Below are 21,204 nucleotides of genomic sequence, written 5' to 3' on the forward strand. Positions count from 1 at the left end.
GTCTCTATATCGGCTTTCTATCTAGTGGAAAAAGCGGGAAAGCTCTCCACGTATCAATGCACCCTCGCCATGGCGAGTGGCATCGCGATACATAATCTGTTGCCTTAGGAGCTGATGTAGCTCTTTGTCGGACATGTCCTTGCGTTTCTCTTCGGACGTCGTGGTAATCTCTGTTTGTTCCAAAGCAGGCTCTTGCATTTGCAGGACTTGCTTGATCCCTGCAATATTCAGTCCTTTTTCAATCAGAGCCTTGATCTCCAACAAGCGATCTACGTCGTTGAAAGAAAAGAGCCTCTGCTTCCCTTCTGTGCGGGCGGGCTGAATCAGGTCGTTTTGTTCGTAATAACGGATTTGCCTCGCAGTGAGATCCGTCAGCTTCATGACGATCCCAATGGGAAAGAGGGCCATATTCCGGCGAAGGTCATCACTCATGACTTGTCCCTCCTGTTTCGTATTTCTTAGTCTTATTCTATTTTATAACAAAATCCCTGTCAATAGATGTTAGATAATATTACACAGAAAGTTATGTACTGTTTTTATACATGAAAAAACGACATCCTCCATTATCTAGAGAATGCCGCCCAATCCTTGCGATTTTATCCTATTCACCCGGTATTTCGAGTAAGCCTTTTTCCAACATCCCGTTCAACGCCGTCAAAATCCCCACTTTTACGTGAGAGTACGTTAACCCGCCTTGAACGAACCCCAAGTAAGGTGGACGAATCGGGCCATCTGCCGAGAATTCGATGCTCGCCCCTTGAATAAACGTACCTGCTGCCATAATCACAGGATCAGCGTATCCAGGCATTTCGCTTGGATACGGAGTGACATGTGAATCGACTGGTGCTGCTTTTTGTATCCCTTGGCAAAACGTGATCAATCGTTCAGCACTGCCGAATTCCACGGATTGAATCAGGTCGGTCCGCGGCTCATGCCACAGTGGGTTCGTTTTGAACCCCAGACGCTCCAAAATTGCCGAAGAGAATACCGCTCCCTTTAAAGCTTCTCCCACTACGTGTGGAGCCAAGAAAAAGCCTTGGTACATCTCCAGTAGCGAGTAGAGCGATGCACCACCCTCTGCGCCAATTCCCGGTGCTGCCATCCGATACGAAGCAAGCTGAACCAAATCCTCGCGTCCTACTATATAACCGCCTGTTTTGACCAAGCCACCACCCGGGTTTTTGATGAGAGAGCCTGCCATGATGTCTGCACCTACGTGCAATGGCTCTTGCTCCTCCGTGAACTCTCCGTAGCAGTTGTCTACAAATACGATCAGATCAGGCTTGATTTCTTTTGCAACCCGAATCATTTCTTTGATTTTCGCAATGGTGAAAGAAGGTCGATCTGCATAACCTCGCGAACGTTGAATCCCAATGACCTTCGTCTTTGGCGTAATCGCTTGTGCAACTGCCACAAAATCAATTTCACCTTCAGGCGTCAAAGGAACGTAGCTGTAGCCGATACCGTAATCCTTGAGTGAGCCTTGCCCTTCGCCGCGCACACCTACTACTTCTTCAAGCGTATCGTACGGTTTACCCGTAATATAGAGAAGATCGTCGCCTGGACGAAGAATGCCAAACAAAGAAATCGCAATCGCATGTGTACCCGAGATAATATGGTTGCGCACCAATGCCGCTTCTCCACCAAACACTTCGGCGTAAATCGATTCTAACGTTGCACGTCCGGAATCATCGTAGCCATAGCCTGTTGATGTTGAAAAATGAAATTCATTGACCTCATGCTTTTGGAAGGAACGCAATACTTTCAGTTGATTCGTATCCACCAAAGCGGAAATTTGACGATGTCTCTCTGAGATCGTCGCTTCCACCTCCATTACGAGGGGGCGAAGCTTTTCTCCATGGGAAAAATATGAAAACATCTGTTACTTACCAACTCTCTTCAACAGTCTCTGGTTTATCCAGGAGGAAAGGAGCAATCCTGCCGTAAATCGGATTATCCTTGTTCACACGGACAGTGATCAAGTAGGCCGCTTCCTCTTCATTAAATTCTTGTTCCATCTCTACCCCATCCCGATGCAAAAGGGAGAGAATGTCTCCGCGCTCGACAGGAACGCGCAGCTTCATCTCATTGAAAGATTCGAGTGCAAATGACTCAATCCGGCTAAGCAGTTGCTTCAGGTCATTTTCCAGCATGGCAGAAATCAAAATCGATTCGTCTGCACGCGGCAAGTAAGAGCCCTCTACAAGCATATCTGCCTTGTTGAAAACGACTAGCAGCGGAATTTCTTCTGCTTTTAACTCGCGCAAAATTTTGTCTACGACTTCCATATGTACTTGGAAGTCAGGGTGATGACTATCCACCACATGCAGGATGAGGTCCGCTTCTTTTACACCTTCCAATGTCGAACGGAATGCAGCGACTAGACTCGTAGGCAAGTCTTGAATAAAACCAACCGTATCTGTCAAAAGCACATCCAGTCCGCTCGGCAATTCCAATTGTCTGGTCGTCGGGTCCAAAGTGGCAAACAGTTTGTCTTCCTGCAAGGTGTCTGCATTCGTAAGCTTGTTGAGGATCGTTGACTTCCCAGCATTCGTATAGCCGACCAACGCAATCTGGAACACATTGTTTTTCTTCCGACGCTCCCGATGCAATTGTCTCGTCCGAACAGTATCCTCTAATTGCTGCTTGAGTTCACTGATCCGCTTGCGAATATGTCGACGGTCGCTTTCCAGCTTGGTTTCACCCGGGCCACGCGTACCGATACCGCCCCCGAGACGAGATAGCTGTTTTCCTTGCCCGGCAAGTCGAGGCAGCAAGTAGTTGTACTGCGCCAGCTCTACTTGGATTTTCCCTTCACGCGACTGTGCCCGCCCTGCGAAAATATCCAAAATGAGCTGCGTACGGTCAATCACTTTGCAATCAAAAACTTTATCCAAATTACGAGTCTGACTCGGAGACAACTCATCGTTGAAAATGATCACGTCCACATCCAGCTCTTCAGCTCTCTGCGCGATTTCATCAATTTTTCCTGTCCCCAAATACCAGGCAGAATCAACCCGGTCCCGATTTTGCGTGATGACGTCCAGTACTTCTACACCAGCAGTATCAGCCAGCTCATGCAATTCTTCCATGGAAAGACGGGTTCTTTCTTCATCCCGGTTATCTAAATAGCAACCAATCAGTATGGCTGTTTCTTTCGTTTTGATCAGATCGTTCACCGATTCACGCCCCTTCATTCACTATCATACCACATTTTGCCCAAAACGTTACGGCAGCAGGGCACGCCAACTGAAATCAACTTGTGTCATGGGTTACTTGCCGCTTTCTCTGATAAAATCTCCTTCACGAAAAACGGAATCGCTTTGCTAATCACTTTGCGGAGTTCTTTCTCATCATATCCATCAGGCAAGGCATCCGCCTCTTCCTTGAATACACCTTCTGTCGTTTGATGACCGAGACGTACGACGTCCGTATATTTCTTTTGCTCCATCTTGTTCCTCAGCATGCTTGGTAAAGTTCCTTGTTTCGGGTGATTATATCATATTGTGGAATTTCGAATGGGAATCGTTGAAGAAAACAGAACGACCATCACTCTTCGGTCACGGAGTAATGGTCGTTTATCTTCTGATGCCGTTTTATGTGAATTTGACCAGAAAATGAAGGGCATGCCTGGATTCAATTCAAGTTTATGTATTTGAGCCAAAACTGCATTTATCCCGATGCCCCAAGAACACTTGGGAGCATCCAGTCTTTTATGTACTACTCTTCTGATGTTGGGGCATTTTGCATTAACAGTTCAAGTGCTAAACCGAAGTCATGAATTTGCTCTTTGCTAACACTAATCGAAAATTGATCTTCATCTTCTGTCAGCAAATCAAACGTCAAGTTGTAGCTCCCAGATTGAGGCTGACTTTCCCAACGCATTTCTAGATGTTTCTCATAGTGCGAAAATATACCTTTGTATTTTTCAATCGGGAACTGTTTGAGCAAGTCTACGAATAACTTTAACACTTGATTAGTCCATCTAAACTTCAACCCTATTTCTAGATCATCCTCTAAATAAAAGTTAGCAATTAGCTTACTGCCCTCATCTTCATCCCTATCATGATATACAAATGATATCTCAAGATATTTACCAACGTCATTATTATCTTTTAACAAGGCTACCATGATAACCTCCATGTACGTCCACCTTCGCTTCGCTTTCACTTTTTACTCCCGCTGCATTTGCTGACTATCTCGGAGGAGAGTGGGACATCTATGATGTGATATATGAAGATATCAACTTAGATGAAAAATACTCGGGTTTACTTTGGTCTGCTGTGTACGAGTGGAACGCAATATGGAAAAGATGTGTGACCATTTAAAAAATTGATTACTATCGTGTCTGTGACAGCAGTAATTGCACCACATCTTTAAGGCATTGCTGAGTCATAGCATCCCTATAGTCTCATTAAATCACTAGCTAAAGTTCCTTTAATACTATGTTGACATCTTCTATCCTAGTAGAATTTCTAACTAAATTCTTCCCAAACATCACTTATTTTTTCATTAGACCATTCTTGCCAAGCTTCAGAAAGTATTTCCTCAATTTCTTATTCTGACTTACCATCGAAATCACTATCATTAAATTCAACAGTTCTAGTTACTTCACCTCTATGTTTACTTGTGCCCACTTTAGATTGAAATGTTCTCTCCATATTAACTCTCTTATTAGTCCAATCATTTAAGTGAAACTAATGTAACAGATCGCTTTGTTCAACTTACCATTCTAAAGCTTCATCATTCAAATCCAACTCTTTCTTTTTAGATATAGAATGAGTGAAATTATTTGAAAGTTAATGGATATTATGTATAATATTTACAATCCTGTTATATTTCCAAAAAATTCAATTTAAAAAGGAGATTCTTATGAACAAAATGTTTAGCAAAGGCTCATTCTTTACCCTAATGCTAATGTTTATTCTGGTTATCGCACCAGTAGCATCAGCGGCAGAGAAAACAGTGAATTGGAATTTCTATTTCTTTGGCTCAAACCTTACATCTACTGAACAGATTTATCTGGATACTGCCCGATCTGTTGAGTACGGATGGACTAACAAGGATGGCGGCGATGTTCGAATCGCTATAATAACTGTTGGCGATGGCAAAGAAGTAGCTGGTATGCCCGCTAACGCTTATGGTGGAGGTACAATTGTTGATCTGCCAAAAGGTAATTATCTATTGAAAGTAAGTGGAGGCGCTTTTACTACATCTACTGGAACTGCATATATTAAATACTGATAATTAGGAAATAGAACAGGATTGCCGCTTAAAAAGAGCGGCATTTTTATTTTTGTACAGAGTAAAAGACTTGCGTAATTGCAAGTCTTTTTGTCATTTATAACTTTCAAGTCTTTTTTACTCTCATCTAAAAGAACTTGCATAACATCAATTTCACAACAGTCCACGTAATGACTGTCCAATTCGATCACTTGCGTAAAAATTGGCAGGTTTTCCGATGTTCCTGAGTATACTTTCTGTATGATGGTCAAGGCAGGTGAAACATGTGAAGCAAGCAGGAGCTATTCCTCAAACTGAGGTGCTCGAATCTTCAAGTAGTAATAATCGAATTCAAGTTGTATTCAATCGACCAGTAAGTGTTAAGCAGCTAAATACTTTACCTGAAATAGTTCGTACTACGTCGAGCTCAAATTTAACAACTGTTTTTGAAGAATTAGAAAGCCTGATTGGCTTACATGAAGCCAAGAGAACGATTTATGAAATTTATGCGCTCATCAAAATGAATAAAGCAAGGGAACGACATGGGCTTAAAATTGAGAAGCAAGTTTTCCATATGGTTTTTAAAGGAAATCCCGGTACTGGGAAAACAACAATTGCACGCCTTTTCGGAAAGATCTTTAAGGAAATGGGTGTTTTAACTAAGGGCCATCTAACTGAAGTTGAACGTGCAGATCTCGTTGGTGAATTTATTGGGCACACGGCACAAAAGACCCGTGATCTTGTTAAGAAAGCCATGGGAGGAATACTGTTTATCGATGAGGCCTACTCGTTAGCTCGTGGCGGTGAAAAAGATTTTGGAAAAGAGGCTGTAGACTGTCTTACAAAATGCCTTGAGGACTTTGGCAATGATTTCGTCTGTATAATTGCAGGGTACAATGATGAAATGGATACATTCCTTGAGTTAAATCCGGGACTGCCTTCACGTTTTCCCGTCCACATCAACTTTGCAGATTATGAGGTTGATGAGTTGATGGAAATTGCAAATGTAATGGCAAAGAACAAGGAGTATAGAATCTCTGCTGAAGCAAGTGAAAAACTGAGAAGAAGACTGCTAACAGTAACAAGTGATCCATTTCATGTAAATTTCAGTAATGCAAGATATGTACGAAATAATATTGAAAAGGCAATACGTGTGCAAGCCGTAAGATTGCTCAAAATTCCTGACCCAACCCGTGATGATTTAATGAATTTGAAGTCTGAGGATTTTTCAATTTAGAAACAATAGAATCCCTCATATTGAGGGATTCTATTGTTTCAATCTGAGCCTGTCCAAAGCGAAGCAGAGCACCACGATTCCAAGCAGAGATCCCGAAAGAAACGGGACCACTTGCTGCAAAGGATGGACGAAGGGTGAAATTTCTTTGACCAGGAATGCGTGTAAAAAGACCGCCACGATACCAAACAACCCCACCCCGAACCAGAACATCCATTTTTCCAAGACAGGTACTTGTCTCATAACGATCTGTCTGTTTTTGTGCGCCCTTCGCGCAATGACATACAAAATGGCCAAGCCACCGAAAAGGGTACTACCGTGCTGCAGCAGCTTGTAAACAGGCACCTTATAATGGGCGATCAAGATGGTTTGTTGCAAGAACAAGAAGTGGTCTACCATACGTCCACCATCATGGGTAAAGGCATCCCATGCAATATGGCTCAAACTGCCGATTAACGCTGAGTATATAAACACAATTGCCGCTCGCCACGCTGGCATTCTGCTTCCATGGTTTGTGTAGTCCAGCCCTCGTCCTATCCACTCCGGCAAACGCGCAAGCATCGGCTTCTTGACCACGTACTGGTACAAAAACGCTAATAGGATCGCGATGGGCAAATCAACCAGCCACAATCCGAGCATGGTGTGACTGTACATGCTGAATGGCTGCATCCGGAAGAAATACTCAAAATCCGGAGCCATACTGCCAAAGACGAGGGCAGAGAACGAAAACCACTTGCATTTACGTAACGGCAGTACAATAGCCGGATGAGCAAAAGTAAAAGGCATGCGCTTACTCCCTTTTCGTCATTAGAGTGGCAATAGATTGGCAACTACCTGCTTGCCGCTTACTTGAATCCCTTTATCCTGTTTTCCGCAATGAGCCAGATCTTTGATGAGCTGCTCAATTAATCGCTTGGCTTCCTGACTTTCCTTTTTCTCCAGTTTTACAGTCATCTGCACGGCATCCCCGGATGAAAGAATTCGTTCTGCCTGTCTTTTTTTCGTATCGTAATCATGGTCTTCGATGAAGGCACTTAAACGAATTTCTTTTACTTTTACGCCTTTTTCTACTCTTCGGTTTTTGGCGTTTTCCTTGATGACCTGTTCCTTATAATTCGTTCGATTCACTAACTGACAAGGCGGCGGACTCGAAGCCAAAGAAAGACATACCAGGTCCACTCCCTGCTCTTTTGCCATTTGAAGCGCTTCTTTTGTAGAGATGATTCCGAGATCTTCCCCGTTTACTCCTGTTAATTGTACGACTGCCGCTTTTATTTTTTCATTCAGGATCATCTTGATATCACCTAACCTGTTCATTCGATTTTCAAGGACATCATTACTTCTCCAAAGAATGCGGAGTATCCTTCCAAAGCTCGTAAATGCAAATCATTTTCATGACGAAGATCCATCGTTTTTGTATAATAGGACAAGGCATTAACTTACGGACGTCTTTAACAGAATATTCATTAGCAAACTAATTAATTGGGGGTACTTTGGTGGAGTTCAGTTATGCAACCGCATTAACCCATTCTGCGTCGCATGTAATGAAAATGCATCGGCAAAATGTAGAATTTCTTATTCAAAAATACGACGTCTATCCCGGTCAGCCCATTCTGTTGATGCGCTTGATTGAAAAAGATGGGATGATTCAAAGAGAATTGGCCCGAAAAATCGGGGTAAAGCCCGCAACGCTTACCGTCATGATTAATCGGATGGCCAAATCGGGACTTGTCGAGCGCAGAGCAGATGAACGGGACCAACGTATCTCCCGCGTTTATCTTACCGACAAAGGTCGGATGGCTACCAAACATGTCAAAGAAGTATTACGCGTCATTGAGGAAAATTGCTTCATCGGATTCTCAGAGGAAGAAAAGAATGTGTTGCGTGGCTTGCTCGATCGCATGCACAGCAACCTCCAAGCTTTTTACTTGCAAAATACGCAACCCTCTTCTGAGTTGTAAAAAGCTTCTTTCCTGGAATAATAATGAGAAAGGTTTGACAACTTGCCGTGAATAATCTAGCAAAAGAACTTGATTCCACGTCCCTAACCGGCAACAAATCACGCCGGCTGTGGATGGCTGCGATTCTAGGGTCACTTTCTGCTTTTGGTCCACTGTCCCTAGACATGTATTTACCTGCGCTTCCTATGCTTGCCGATGATTTGCAGACGAGCACCTCCATGACCCAACTCAGTCTGACAGCATGCATGCTCGGCCTGTCCATTGGTCAATTATTCGCAGGGCCGATCAGCGACGTACGCGGTCGAAGAATCCCTTTAATTATCGGGCTCATTTTGTATGCGATCTCTTCCTTTTTGTGTGCGGTAGCTCCCTCTATTTATACGTTCGTCTTGCTTCGCTTCGTACAAGGTCTTGCTGGTTCTGCGGGAATTGTTATCGCCCGCGCTACGGTTCGCGATTTGTATTCGGGGACAGAACTGACGAAGTTTTTCGCCCTCTTGATGCTTATTAACGGGATCGCCCCGATCGCGGCACCTATCGTAGGGGGACAAATTCTGCAATTTACTACCTGGCACAGCGTGTTTGTCGTACTGGGTCTGATTGGCGCTATCATGTTTCTCGTCGTCGTGCTTGCTCTTCCAGAAACATTGCCACAAGAGCGCCGCTCCAAGGCAGGAATCGGCAATACACTGACGACCTTTGGTACCTTGCTGAAGGATCGCGTTTTTATGGGGTACGCCATCGCGCAGGGACTGGTAACCGCTGCCATGTTTGCGTACATCGCCGGTTCGCCCTTTGTGTTTCAAAAAATATTTGAAGTGTCTCCACAAACGTTTAGTCTCATTTTCGCGATTAATGGTGTAGGCATTATTATTGCGAGTCAAATCACAGGTAAGCTTGCAGGTAAAGTGAGAGAAACTTCTTTGTTCATTGCTGGGATTACCATTGCGGGAGTTGGCGGAATCCTCCTTCTGGCAATGATTCTACTTCAAGCTGGTCTTATTGCTGTACTTGTTCCCCTCTTCTTTGTCGTATCCAGCGTAGGGATTGTGGGCGCGACAGGATTTTCCCTCGCCATGCAAAATCAAAGCAAGGCGGCAGGAAGCGCATCTGCTCTCCAGGGGCTCCTTTCCTTCATCAGCGGCGGAATTGTCGCTCCACTTGTGGGAATCAGCGGCGAACATACCGCAGTACCAATGGGGATCATCATTGCTCTTTCTACTATCGGCGCCATCGTCTGCTACGTAGTCATGGTTCGTCGGAGTTCATCAGCGTCCTGATCAATTCACCACTTGCAAACATACGTTCTGTGCATTACAATCACAATATGGGCAATAATAGCAAGTGGGTTTGACAAGTTGGTCATATGAAACCAAGGGAGATGTTGACACATGGCATTGCGTTTGATTCCTTACATTGTTTTGAATGGTACTGCAGGTGAAGCGATCAGCTTTTACGAGGGTGCACTAGGTGCTGAAGTGCTGTTCAAGCAAACCTTCAGTGATATGCCGGAAAATCCGGAGTTCCCATTACCTGCAGAAGCCAAGAATCGTATCGGACATGCTACTATTCGCGTCGGTGAAACTGAAATGATGTTTTCCGATACCTTTCCAGGACAACCGCATCAACTTGGTGATCAAGTGACCATCTGCATCTCGACCGATGATAAAGAGCAATCTCATAAGATTTTTGATGCCCTGCAAGAAGGCGGTCAAGTGCTTATGCCTCTGCAAGAAACGTTCTTCAGCCCAGCATACGGCAATGTGAAGGACAAGTTTGGCATCACGTTCCAAATTTACACGAATAATCATTGCATGGAGTAATGTGAAAACCCTGTTCGCTTCTACGGCGACAGGGTTTTTATTGATACTTTTTGCGATTGTGGTATTTCCATTTCTGATTGATGAGAAATGCACTAATAAAAAAAGATGCGCAAGAGTACCAAACAAAGGAAATTGCAATCATCCCCCACGTATTCTCTCCGGACTCAGAACTCCAAAATCCATCCATTGAAGTCGATATGAACAGAATGATGGTCGTGGTCACCCATATCCTACGATAAAAATACGTTTTGTAAGCAGCATCGTTTTGGATTTCCAAATTTCCCCTCCCCCCACGCACCAAATCATAAAAAAAAGAACCAGGATCACATGTATCCTGGCTGTTGGTGTTGCTTTGCTTACTGTTGGTTGTTCTCCTGAGACATGAGCGATACAGGGCGTTGCGGAGTGAAAGTGGAGATCGCATGCTTGTATACTAATTGTTGCTTGCCTTCGCTATCAATCACAATCGTGAAATTATCGAATGCTTTAATATACCCGCGCAATTGAAATCCGTTCACAAGGTAAATGGTAACCGCGATATTTTCTTTCCGCAAATGATTCAAGAACGTATCTTGAATGTTGATCGTCTGTTTCATGTACACTACCCCCTAAAAGGACTTGTATGTTATATATTCGGCAATTGTTGAAACTTTCCTGCCAATATTCGCTTGATAGTTTCCACGTTATTCCTCTGTTCGCCCGGATCAGTCATGTCAAACCATTGAATTTCTGCCATGCGACGGAACCAAGAAAGCTGGCGTTTGGCAAAATGTCGCGTTCGCTGCTGTATGTCGTTCACTGCTTTTTCTAACGTGATTTCCCCATATAGATAAGGGATGAGCTCCTTGTACCCCAAGCCTTGCATGGATACCAGTGACGCGTCGTAGCCAGCATCCAAGAGCCCCCTCACTTCTTCAACCAGTCCCGCTTCGATCATGAGTTCGACCCGGTGGTTGATTCGTTCGTACAGCTTTGCGCGGTCCATCGTGAGACCGATCATCACCAAATCATAAGGTGAATGCTGTGCCCGCAGCTGAAAGTCGGACATTTTGTACCCGCTGCTTTCATAAATCTCCAATGCGCGAATCACCCGCTTTACATCATTGGGATGCAAGCGTTCGGCTGTAATCGGATCGACGTCGGCCAGTCTGGCGTGCAGTGCTTCCACGCCTTCGCTGTCAGCCAATCTTTGCAGACGATCACGGAACTCAGGGTCTTGAGAAGTGGTGGAAAACTGAAATCGATGGGTAACCGATTCTATGTACAGACCTGTCCCGCCGACGATAAACGGAAGTTTGCCACGTTGGTTGATGTCTGTAATCAGCGCTGCGGCACTTTCCTGAAACATCGCGACAGAGTATTCTTCGTCTGGATTTTTAATATCAATGAGATGATGCGGTATACTCACAAGCTCCTCAGGTTCTGCTTTTGCGGTGCCAATATCCATTCCACGGTATACTTGCATGGAATCTCCGGAAATGATCTCACCGTCGAACTGTTCGGCCAGCTCCAAACTAAGCTGGGTCTTGCCGACCGCTGTTGGGCCAATAATCACGACTAGCCTTTCTCTCTGTTGCAAGGTCACTCCCCTCCACCTATCTCTTTGTAGCTGTACACGACCTGCTGGCCGCGGGAGCGAAACGGCGTAAAACCAAAGCGCTCGTACATCCTACCTTCTTTTCCTTCTTTCATTACCACACGTTTTCTCGCAACTCGCTGCGCTTCCAAAACAGCCTCCTCTGAAAGAGCATCTGGATTGGCGAGCTCCCGGACTCCGGCAATCCCCGACGAGCTATGTACACTTATCTCGAACATAGGATCGAAATAAACGACGTCGAAGGAACGTGCAGGCAGTCCTCTCAGTACTTCTAGATGGTTGCCACATCGCACCTCAATACGACGCATGGCTTGCTCCAATTCTTCCGCATCGGATGACCAGTGCTGCAGTCCATCTTCTACCAAGATGGCTAGCAATCGCTCCGATTCGATGCCAACAACTTTCCCCTTTGCGCCAGTCGCATGAGAAAATACAATAGCATCAGCACCCAAACCCAAGGTTGCGTCGAGCACTTCATCCCCTGGATGAATTTGGCAAGCAACAAGCATAGTATCATTATCGCCGCGCATGAGCCGCTTTATACGAAAAGCAGATGTGTTCGGATGAAAAAAGAATGGTTTTTTCCCCGGCACTTCCAAACGTGCTCCGAGAGCGGAAACCACCAATACTTCTTCTACCCCATATCGCTTGCGCATTTGACCCAATGAAAAATCGCGTCGATTCACAACCTGTAGCCCCAATGTACTAGCCAATTCAGCTGCGTGACGCAAGGTTTCTTCACCAGGCTCAAGTCCTGTCGTAACAATCACGCCTTTGTTCCCTTCCTTACGTCTTCGCCCTTTTTGATAAGAACTGCTGTTCTAGAAAAACGACTCGACGGTTTTTACATAAACGGTAACGATCATATTATTGTAAGCAGGATTAATTTGCCGGTCAAATAGAATCTGAACCAAACTGTTTTCCTATTCGCTATGACAATCATACCATTTTTTATGAAAGCGCGTCGGACTGTAGTATGATTTTCCAGTCCATCAGTTTCACCCATGTAAAAAAGACCCGCGAAGTTCTGTGGGTCTTCTTAAATGTGGGCATACACCATGCAAATGAAAAAGCTATCTCCATTCCTCAACTGCAAGGTTTGCCTGTTTGATCCAGTCCAGCCTGCGGTTATTTAACAAGCCGAGATTGTAATAAATAATCGATTGTGCACCTGCATCCACGGCAGTTTTCACCCTCGCTGCCAGATCGACGGCTGACTGGATTTGGCTATGATGCAGGGAGAAAGCTGCCCCAAGCGCAGCTTCTGGCGCTACAAGCTTGATCGCATGAAAGGAATATGCCACATCACCGACACTGTCTCCATAGGCGAGCGGAACGAGGCGATCCAATGTAGCGGCAGCTTTTCGCAACGAAACCCCTTCCCAATAGGACTGATTCACAAAAAACGGTGTTGAGGACGGAAAGCCATCGAGCGCAGTCCCCTTACTCTGTGCAATTTCCTTCAGGCTCTTCCATAGCCCATCTACTACTTCCAGACGGGATTGTTGATAGTGATACAATTCCGGGTATTCCAGCAGCAAAAAGGCAACTTCTCTCGCTTCAGCGGATACTTGTGAGATGGAATCGGCCTCCATTATCTGATTGACCAGCCTTGATACAAGCTTCCGGACTGCTCCTACATCGATTCGCTTTGATTCGGCACGCTCCATACATGCCCCGCAAAAACAGAGCGAGAGTAACCATTGCAGTGATTCTCCTAACGGTAGGAGGCATACTTCATGATGCTCGCCATGCTTCATCGGCAAAAAGGCGGTCGCTTCGATCAAAATCCGCTCTGGCTTGACCTGCTCCAGCGTATCGGTAAAAAGCGCCTTGGCGTAATGCTGAACCTCAGGCTGCGAAGGACATAGCGCGTAAGTGTATGTATCCCCCCAAATGTTTTGCACACAAAGATCTGGATGAGCCAAACCAAGCGTAGAATTGTGAAGGCCAACCCACCATGTATGAAACGCCATTCCTGCCTGCTCACAAGCTTCTTTCATTTTGGCAAGAATGCCTGCTTGTGCGATTTGCTCGTGTACGGTCGGGCGCAAACGGTTGTACTTCGACCATTCAGGCGTAAATGATACTCCTGAAAACGGCAACCTGCGAAACGTTTTGCTTCGCGGGTGAAAAAATCTCCCCTGATGGTAGCTGCTATTGACCACTGCTGTATTGCACCTGGCTTCTTGCAATGTTTGCATCACAGCTTCGATACCGCTCTCGGCTATATCCCACGGATAAATAAACATCCCCGTTTGGCGTGATGAGCTCATTTCGTTTCACCTCGTTTTTGCAAGTAATCATAAGTCAGTGTTTGTCTAAAATCAATCTTAATTTTTAAATTTTCTGAACAAAACCAAGGAGGCAGAATAGTCGTCTATTCAGTTTTTTTATTGAAAAAGAAAAAGCACCACTTGGGTGCTTTTCATTTCCTCTACATTACCAAGTCGATAAGTAAACAGCGTAAATATGTCTCGAATCAAAATCTTGGGAGGCATGTCCGCGAACTTTAAAGTATACTGTCACCCCCCTACCAAAATCCTATGCCACCTGCCGATGCAGCGTCGATTTCACCAGGCCCTAAATCACCAGCAGTACCAGACAATATATACTCGCCATTAGGTCCAAAAGCTATCCAGTCATAGTCATAGTTAATACCAGCCGGGGATTGAAGTTCGAATACCCAATTCGATTTGTCGGAGTCATTTCTATAAACATACCAATCAACATCTGTACTATCCGAGATTGTTTGAAAGAAACTACCACCAGCATGGATAACTTGAGCAGTTTCTCTTGTATCTGCCATCCATCACTGGCAAAAGCGGCTTGTGAACCGAAAGTTAATGCAGAAACAATTGCACCCAAAGTCATTACCTTTTTAATCATACTCCACACCATTTATTTTACGCTTTATTACATAAACGGTATATATTTCCTCATTATTTTCAACAATACCCTTTATTTAAAAAAATCTAAAGATCAACGCCCACCAAGCAGGGAGCGAGTGACACGAGTCTTGTCTCGCTTCTCGTCATTCAATTCCGTAGTTGACCCCTGCTGACTGAGCTCTGGATATGGATCATAGTTTGCTCGGGTACGTCATTGATAAGAGATATACGGTATCTCCCAAAAAGCAGATAAATCTTCCTACCTTTTATCCCTGGAGTGGTTTTGGCACTGCTTTATTTAACTTTGAAGATCCACTTATGAAAAGTAAAGCGGCAGTCAGGCACAATAAACCATTTCCTGACTACCGCTTTTTTGTTGGTTTAAAATGCTTCTCGTCTCTTCGTGAGTTTTATCCTCACAAATGTCTTCCCCATACATGTTCACATCACACGCTTAAACATTTTTTCTAAGTCATAACCAGTAAAATGAATCACAATCGGCCTGCCGTGTGGGCACGTATACGGACTGCTCGTCTTGCGCAACTGATTCAGCAAGCTTTCCATTTCTGCATGTGTCAGGAAGCGGTTCGCTTTAATCGAAGCTTTGCAGGACATCATGATGGCTGCTTTCTCACGCATCAGCACGACATTCGCTTGGGCGTTTTCGCCCGTTTCCAGTACAAATTGAATGAGCTCCTCAATGACCTCCAGCTCAGCCCCTTCTGGGAACCAATGCGGATGAGCGCGAACGATAAAGGTCCGTCCACCGAACGCCTCAATCTCCAAACCAAACGATTGCAAAAGCGACAGTCGCTTCTCCAGTTTGCTTGCCTCTGCAGCCGTATATTCCACCGTATGAGGAAACAGCATGATCTGGCTGGAAATGTCCTCTTCTTCAAGCTTGTCCATGAAATACTCGTAAAAAATCCGCTCCTGCGCGGCATGTTGATCGATTAAATACATGCCTTCGTCATTTTGCGCGACGATGTAGGTGCCGTGTACTTGACCAACTGGGTACATAACGGGAACAGGTGAATCCGTCTCATTTTCATTGGTAGCTTCCGAGAGTGGCGGTGATTGATCGATACCTACTGCGGCTGAATTGTCCTGAGCAATGTCCAACTGTGACGGAAGCTTAGTCTCGTAAGGTTGGAAAGCTTCCCTCGTGTCCGTTTGATCCAACAGAGTCGCCTGCACGATTTCATGCGGGATAGCCTCTACTTTCGCAGACTCCAGCTTTTCATAGTTGGCTGCCGACTCCTTCACCGTGCCGTTCTCAATGGATGGTGCAATATGCGGCACTACATCCTCTTGCTTACTTGACGTTTCCTGCTTGGCCATCCATTCCTGGAGTCGGGGACTCGCTGCTAATAGTGACGATTGCGGTGTTTCAGGCTTGCTGATTTGCAGGTCAAACTGCGGTTGTACGACCTGGGTGACGACCTTAGCTTTTGGTTGCGTAGCCATGGGTCTGACAATTCCTAAGCCTTGTCGCAATGTCTCTTTTACTGACTGTTCAATTGCACTGCACAATTCATCTTCTTTACTGAATCTCGCCTCTAGTTTGGCAGGATGTACGTTCACATCGACCAGTGACGGATCCATCTCGATCTGCAAAGCCACAATCGGATAGCGTCCGATGGGTAACAAAGTATGATAGCCGCGCATAATCGCATTGTTGATTGAATAGCTGCGCACATACCGACCGTTTACCAGTGTCGAAAGGTAAGAGCGATTCGCCCTTGTCACTTCCGTCTTCGAAAGAAAACCAGACCACTTATAGTCGAGAGTCTCCCCTGCAATTGGTAGCAACAGCTTCGCTACTTGCACACCGTAGATAGCCGCCATGACGTGCAGAAGCTTTCCGTCGCCAGACGTTTGCAAAAGTGTCTTGCTGTTATGAGTCAGCAGGAAGGAAATCGACGGATTCGTAAGTGCAAGCCGATTCACATAATCGGAAATGTGTCCGACTTCTGTGGCGATCGACTTCATGTATTTCAAGCGAGCAGGTGTATTGAAAAACAAGCTGCGTACGCATACTTCCGTCCCTTTTACAGCGGCCTTATCGGAAATCGTTCCGAGCTGCCCACCTTCCAATAAGAGATGAGTACCTACCTCACTACTGGACGTACTGCTCGTCAGCTCCATGCGCGAGACTGCAGCAATACTTGGCAGTGCCTCGCCACGAAATCCCAGTGTACGAATTCGGAACAAATCACGCGCATTGCTGATTTTACTGGTGGCATGGCGCTCAAAAGCCAGCTGACAATCTTCCCGATCCATCCCTTTCCCATTGTCAACGATCCGAATCATCTCCAGACCGCCTTCCTCTACGTGGATCTCGATTGTCGTTGCACTGGCATCAATTGCATTTTCGACCAGCTCTTTGACAACCGAAGCCGGTCTTTCCACTACTTCCCCTGCAGCAATCATATTGGCGAGATGCTCATCTAAAACTTGAATGGTTCCCATGAGTGCCTCCCCTCCGGACGAACCCTATCGCTTTTTCAATTGCTGTTTCCATGCATATAGCTTCATCATGGCGTCCATTGGCGTGGTTGAATTCAAATCCAGCTCGCGCAGTTCAGCCATAATCGCTTCTTCCTCGGCAGACGCAAACTGCATCGGTTCTTCACGTACCGCAGCAACTGGTGCCGTCCATAGCGATTCGAGCGACATTTGGAGGTCACTCGCTGCATTTCCATTCCCTGCACTCCCATTCGCTTCAAGTCCGGTTAAGATGCTGCGCGCCCGTTCAATGACCCAAGTCGGCATTTCCGCAAGCTCTGCCACATGAATTCCATAACTCTTATCTGCTCGTCCTTCTTCAATTTTGTGAAGGAACAAGAGCTTTCCTTCCCGTTCTTCGCATCGAGCATTGACATTCACGACACCACTCAACGTCTCTGCTAACCCTGTCAACTCATGGTAGTGCGTCGAGAAGAGTGTTTTGGCACCGATTTTTTGGCAAATGTACTCAATGACCGCTTGTGCAAGCGCCATTCCATCGTACGTCGAAGTCCCGCGCCCAATTTCATCGAGTAGAATCAAGCTCTTCGCTGTCGCTTTTTGTAGGGCGTGTCTGGTCTCCAGCATTTCCACCATAAACGTACTGTGCCCACCTACTAAGTCGTCAGCTGCCCCAATCCGAGTAAAGATCTGATCGACAATCGCCAGCCTGGCCTGTTTAGCCGGAACGAAGCAACCGATCTGTGCCATCACCGTAATCAAGGCGATCTGTCTCATGTACGTACTCTTACCTGCCATATTTGGACCCGTAATGAGCAAAACTTGACGGTTCGTCTGATCCATTTCCACGTCATTTGCCACGTATTTTTCGCGTTCCAGAACGGCTTCTACTACAGGATGACGCCCTTCTGTAATGACGTATTCGCCGTTTTCCACAAGCTCAGGGCGTATAAAGCCCCGCTCGTCACTTACCGTAGCAAACGCCTGGAGAACGTCCACAGATGCAATGCGCTCAGCGAGGTTCTGCAATCTTGGTATATGCTTCGCGACTTCACTTCTTACCGCCACGAACAGCTGGTATTCCAGCTCAATCATCTTTTCTTCCGCTTCAAGAATGAGCGCTTCGCGTTCCTTCAACTCTGGCGTGATGTACCGCTCTGCATTGGCCAATGTTTGCTTGCGCTCATACCGCCCGGATGGAACATTTGCGATATTGGACTTCGATATTTCGATGTAATAACCGAACACCTTATTGAAGCCAACTTTGAGTGAACGAATCCCAGTCGCTTCGCGTTCTCCCTGCTCCAGTTGGGCAATCCATGTCTTCCCTTCACGACTTGCCGTATGGAGCTTGTCCAGGTACTCATCATATCCCGTCCGAATCATTCCGCCTTCACGAACCGATATCGGGGGATCATCTACGAGCGCATGAGCCAAATAGTTGACGATATCCGTGCACTCATCCATCCCTTGCGCCAGTTCCATTAATACCGTCGTATTCGTCTGGATCATATACTGCTTCAGCTCTGGGACAGCTTCCAAAGACATCCGCAGCTGAATGAGGTCTCGAGCGTTCGCATTCCCGTAGGAAATACGACCCGCCAGACGCTCCAAATCATAGACACGATCCAAGCAAGTCCGCAAATCGGAGCGGAGCAGCATGTCACCCTTCAAGGCTTCCACAGCGCTCAGACGTGCCTCCAACTGATCGCGACTGAGCAATGGACGCTCAATCCATCTGCGTAAGAGACGACCACCCATTGCGGTTTGAGTCCGATCCAACAGCCACAACAAAGAGCCTTTTTTCGTCTTATCGCGAATAGTCTCTGTCAATTCCAAATTACGTCTGGAAAAGCCGTCCATTTGTAGATACTGCTTTGCATCGTACTGCTTTAACAGCCGCATATGGGCAAGACTGCGTTTTTGCGTCGTCCCTATGTAGAACAAGAGAGCATTGACCGCCGCTCGCATGGACGTATCCAGCCCTTTTGCCTGCTCCGCATATTGACTATCCACCGCAAATGCGTCCAGTTGGTGCGCATCCACGACAGTAGATGGCAGTGCTGTCTTCGGCAAAACAGCGAGGCCAAAAAAGACGAGCTCCTTGGGGCGATATTGCAAGGCTTCATCCAGAACAGCCTCTGCCTGTCCCACCAAAGAGGTAACGTACATCTCGCCTGTACTCATATCACACGCAGCAACACCCGTTCGCCCTTCTACTTGGGCCAACGCTGCCATGTAATTGTTTTCCTTATCCGTCAGCCATTTGCCTTCCATCATCGTTCCCGGGGTAATGACGCGTGTAACTTCCCGGCGAACGACCCCTTTGGCTTCTTTTGGATCTTCGACTTGCTCGCAAACGGCTACTTTATGTCCTTTTTTCAGTAGCTCTGCAATATAGCCATCTGCCGCATGATGTGGAACACCACACATCGGTATGCGCTCAGAACCACCACCCTCACGTCCCGTCAGTGTAATTTCCAGCTCACGGGACGCAAGAATGGCGTCATCAAAAAACAGTTCATAAAAATCGCCTAAGCGAAAAAATAAGAAAGTATCCGGATAATCTTTTTTGATAGCCAGATACTGTTGAATCATCGGGGTATATTGAGCCATGGTTTTCTTCTCCTAGCCTACTAATTCTCGTCGCTATTATATCATGATTGTACGGTAATGTTGACCCTGCATCCGATGGTAGATCTGTTTATAGTAGCTTCCATGTCTTGCGAAGGTCTTCATCCGTTTTCCACGATTGGCTTTCGATTAAAAAAGAAAAGTATCGATCCAAATGAATTCGTGACAGGGTATAGCCTGGTAGCTCCTTTAATTCTTGCCAGACTTGGGCAACGTACGGCAGGAGCTTTTCTTTTTCGCCCTGGTAATACGCTTTGATGAGCGGGAGCTTTAGATGAGGCGTTGCTTGTAGCTTCTCGTGATTGGTTGCAACCAAATGGGCCAAATGAAGAATACCTCTAGTGACAAGGGGATCAACGAGCCAACTGGGGAGTGTACGATATTCGAATCCATATTCCTTCTCCCTTACATCCCCCAAAAATCCATATCGCTCTCTGCGACTCATACAGCCTGCATCCTCAATCAGAACAAGGGGAAGAGCCAAGTACGCATCCAACTTTCGCCGAAGAGAAAAAGTAGGGGTAAGCCCGCCAAAATGAATATGCCCGCCGATTGGATAACCTTGAAACGGCATTCCGCCAGCGAGCCATTCGATAGACGAATTCCCTATTTTTTTGTATGCGAGTGCCAGATTATCGTAGATATGCATAAATAATTGATCAGGGTCCTCCGATGGCGCAGGCCTCAACTCTGCAACCGGGTGCTGATGGAGACCTAATTCTTCCCGATAGCGTGTCGTATCACACCCAACCGTGCCATTTATACTCAGGAAGTCAGAAGCAAGTGCCATCTCTCCTGCAGGCTTGCGTAAAGCAAACTCGGGATCAGCCCCCATGCTTTGCAGCTTTTGCGGCTGTTTGCGTATCCGACCTTCCCACCACTCTCGAGCCCGCTGCATATATTCGTCAGCATGCTTGGCTGGCCAATTTGGTTCCACCTCGACGACCTTAAGTCGATGGGGTGAAGCCGCCATGATCGTCACTTGACCCGCATCGGCTCCGGCGGCATACAAACTGCGAGCTGCCAGCCCTTGCACCACCTGAACCTCCGTTTCGGTGGAAGGCAAGGAGACGGAATGCCATTCGGGTTCCTCCATCCGGTGCAGCAGCCATTGTGATTGCTCCTCGCTCCTAGCGATATCCAGTACATAGTCTTGATAAAGGCAGATCCTATATGTCCGCCAGCCCGGTCGCGCTGCTTTTCCTGTCGTTACAGGTATTCTCCCTTGCCGGAGCAACCAGCGCCCGATTTCTGGACGATGCAAATAAGCTACGACTTCTTTAGCGTTGGCCGTCATCGGTTGTGTTGCTGGCGTTTCCTGCTTGTTAGCTCGCTGACTCGCCTTTGTGCGTAGAATCATGCCTTCCACACT

Annotated in this window: 20 protein-coding genes; 5 read left to right on the plus strand and 15 right to left on the minus strand. The window is 46.2% G+C overall.

Features of this window, described 5'->3' with window-relative positions; genetic code table 11:
- Positions 1-21: 21 nt before the first annotated feature.
- The 5 genes from ACM6JA_RS07715 to ACM6JA_RS07735 form a co-directional block, all read right to left on the minus strand.
- The gene (locus ACM6JA_RS07715) at positions 22-432 is read right to left on the minus strand and encodes a MerR family transcriptional regulator (protein WP_007719086.1); all 411 of its coding nucleotides are present in this window, start codon (positions 430-432) and stop codon (positions 22-24) included.
- Positions 433-601: 169 nt separating this feature from the next.
- Positions 602-1,879, minus strand: coding sequence for an aminotransferase class I/II-fold pyridoxal phosphate-dependent enzyme (locus ACM6JA_RS07720; protein WP_414851844.1), 1,278 nt, complete (start codon positions 1,877-1,879; stop codon positions 602-604).
- 7 nt (positions 1,880-1,886) lie between these two features.
- Positions 1,887-3,179 carry a GTPase HflX gene (hflX, locus tag ACM6JA_RS07725; protein WP_414851845.1) on the minus strand — a complete coding sequence of 431 codons (1,293 nt, stop codon included), beginning with the start codon at positions 3,177-3,179 and terminating at the stop codon, positions 1,887-1,889.
- An 86-nt stretch (positions 3,180-3,265) separates the two neighbouring features.
- Positions 3,266-3,451, minus strand: a complete 186-nt coding sequence (locus ACM6JA_RS07730) for a hypothetical protein (RefSeq protein WP_414851846.1) — start codon at positions 3,449-3,451, stop codon at positions 3,266-3,268.
- 269 nt (positions 3,452-3,720) lie between these two features.
- Complete coding sequence (locus ACM6JA_RS07735) at positions 3,721-4,143, minus strand: hypothetical protein (RefSeq protein ID WP_414851847.1); 423 nt, start codon at positions 4,141-4,143, stop codon at positions 3,721-3,723.
- A 729-nt stretch (positions 4,144-4,872) separates the two neighbouring features.
- Here ACM6JA_RS07735 and ACM6JA_RS07740 point away from each other — a divergent pair.
- Entirely contained in the window at positions 4,873-5,244 is a 372-nt protein-coding gene (locus ACM6JA_RS07740) for a hypothetical protein (RefSeq protein WP_414851848.1), read from the plus strand.
- Positions 5,245-5,509: 265 nt separating this feature from the next.
- On the plus strand, positions 5,510-6,460 hold the full coding sequence (locus ACM6JA_RS07745; RefSeq protein WP_414851849.1) for an AAA family ATPase: 951 nt from the start codon (positions 5,510-5,512) through the stop codon (positions 6,458-6,460).
- 30 nt (positions 6,461-6,490) lie between these two features.
- Here ACM6JA_RS07745 and ACM6JA_RS07750 read toward each other — a convergent pair whose 3' ends face one another.
- Together ACM6JA_RS07750 and infC are read right to left on the minus strand one after the other, a co-directional pair.
- Positions 6,491-7,243: a DUF4184 family protein gene (locus tag ACM6JA_RS07750; RefSeq protein WP_414851850.1), complete on the minus strand. Its 753-nt coding sequence runs from the start codon at positions 7,241-7,243 to the stop codon at positions 6,491-6,493.
- Positions 7,244-7,264: 21 nt separating this feature from the next.
- Complete coding sequence (gene infC, locus ACM6JA_RS07755; protein ID WP_414852233.1) at positions 7,265-7,750, minus strand: translation initiation factor IF-3; 486 nt, start codon at positions 7,748-7,750, stop codon at positions 7,265-7,267.
- 200 nt (positions 7,751-7,950) lie between these two features.
- Between infC and ACM6JA_RS07760 the strand changes: the two genes are divergently transcribed.
- The 3 genes from ACM6JA_RS07760 (at position 7,951) to ACM6JA_RS07770 (ending at position 10,241) form a co-directional block, all read left to right on the plus strand.
- Positions 7,951-8,418: a MarR family winged helix-turn-helix transcriptional regulator gene (locus ACM6JA_RS07760; RefSeq protein ID WP_414851851.1), complete on the plus strand. Its 468-nt coding sequence runs from the start codon at positions 7,951-7,953 to the stop codon at positions 8,416-8,418.
- A 47-nt stretch (positions 8,419-8,465) separates the two neighbouring features.
- Positions 8,466-9,698: a multidrug effflux MFS transporter gene (locus ACM6JA_RS07765; protein ID WP_414851852.1), complete on the plus strand. Its 1,233-nt coding sequence runs from the start codon at positions 8,466-8,468 to the stop codon at positions 9,696-9,698.
- A gap of 111 nt (positions 9,699-9,809) precedes the next feature.
- Entirely contained in the window at positions 9,810-10,241 is a 432-nt protein-coding gene (locus ACM6JA_RS07770; RefSeq protein WP_414851853.1) for a VOC family protein, read from the plus strand.
- Between the two features lie 356 nt (positions 10,242-10,597).
- Here ACM6JA_RS07770 and hfq read toward each other — a convergent pair whose 3' ends face one another.
- From hfq to ACM6JA_RS07810, 8 genes are all read right to left on the minus strand, one after another.
- Complete coding sequence (gene hfq / locus ACM6JA_RS07775) at positions 10,598-10,837, minus strand: RNA chaperone Hfq (RefSeq protein WP_007719110.1); 240 nt, start codon at positions 10,835-10,837, stop codon at positions 10,598-10,600.
- Positions 10,838-10,866: 29 nt separating this feature from the next.
- Positions 10,867-11,826 (minus strand): tRNA (adenosine(37)-N6)-dimethylallyltransferase MiaA, encoded by a 960-nt coding sequence (gene miaA / locus ACM6JA_RS07780; protein ID WP_414851854.1) that lies wholly within the window; start codon positions 11,824-11,826, stop codon positions 10,867-10,869.
- Positions 11,823-12,608, minus strand: coding sequence for a class I SAM-dependent methyltransferase (locus ACM6JA_RS07785; RefSeq protein WP_414851855.1), 786 nt, complete (start codon positions 12,606-12,608; stop codon positions 11,823-11,825). Before ACM6JA_RS07785 ends, miaA begins: the two co-directional genes overlap by 4 nt.
- Positions 12,609-12,911: 303 nt before the next feature.
- The gene (locus tag ACM6JA_RS07790; protein ID WP_414851856.1) at positions 12,912-14,114 is read right to left on the minus strand and encodes a hypothetical protein; all 1,203 of its coding nucleotides are present in this window, start codon (positions 14,112-14,114) and stop codon (positions 12,912-12,914) included.
- 257 nt (positions 14,115-14,371) lie between these two features.
- On the minus strand, positions 14,372-14,647 hold the full coding sequence (locus ACM6JA_RS07795; protein ID WP_414851857.1) for a hypothetical protein: 276 nt from the start codon (positions 14,645-14,647) through the stop codon (positions 14,372-14,374).
- A gap of 523 nt (positions 14,648-15,170) precedes the next feature.
- Positions 15,171-17,201: a DNA mismatch repair endonuclease MutL gene (mutL, locus tag ACM6JA_RS07800; RefSeq protein ID WP_414851858.1), complete on the minus strand. Its 2,031-nt coding sequence runs from the start codon at positions 17,199-17,201 to the stop codon at positions 15,171-15,173.
- Between the two features lie 24 nt (positions 17,202-17,225).
- A complete protein-coding gene (gene mutS, locus ACM6JA_RS07805; RefSeq protein WP_414851859.1) occupies positions 17,226-19,814 on the minus strand; it encodes a DNA mismatch repair protein MutS in 2,589 nt (862 codons plus the stop codon).
- 88 nt (positions 19,815-19,902) lie between these two features.
- Positions 19,903-21,192, minus strand: coding sequence for a putative amidoligase domain-containing protein (locus tag ACM6JA_RS07810; RefSeq protein ID WP_414851860.1), 1,290 nt, complete (start codon positions 21,190-21,192; stop codon positions 19,903-19,905).
- Positions 21,193-21,204: the final 12 nt, after the last annotated feature.

The sequence above is a fragment of the Brevibacillus sp. IT-7CA2 genome, from assembly GCF_949767855.1.
Classification (GTDB): Bacteria; Bacillota; Bacilli; order Brevibacillales; family Brevibacillaceae; genus Brevibacillus.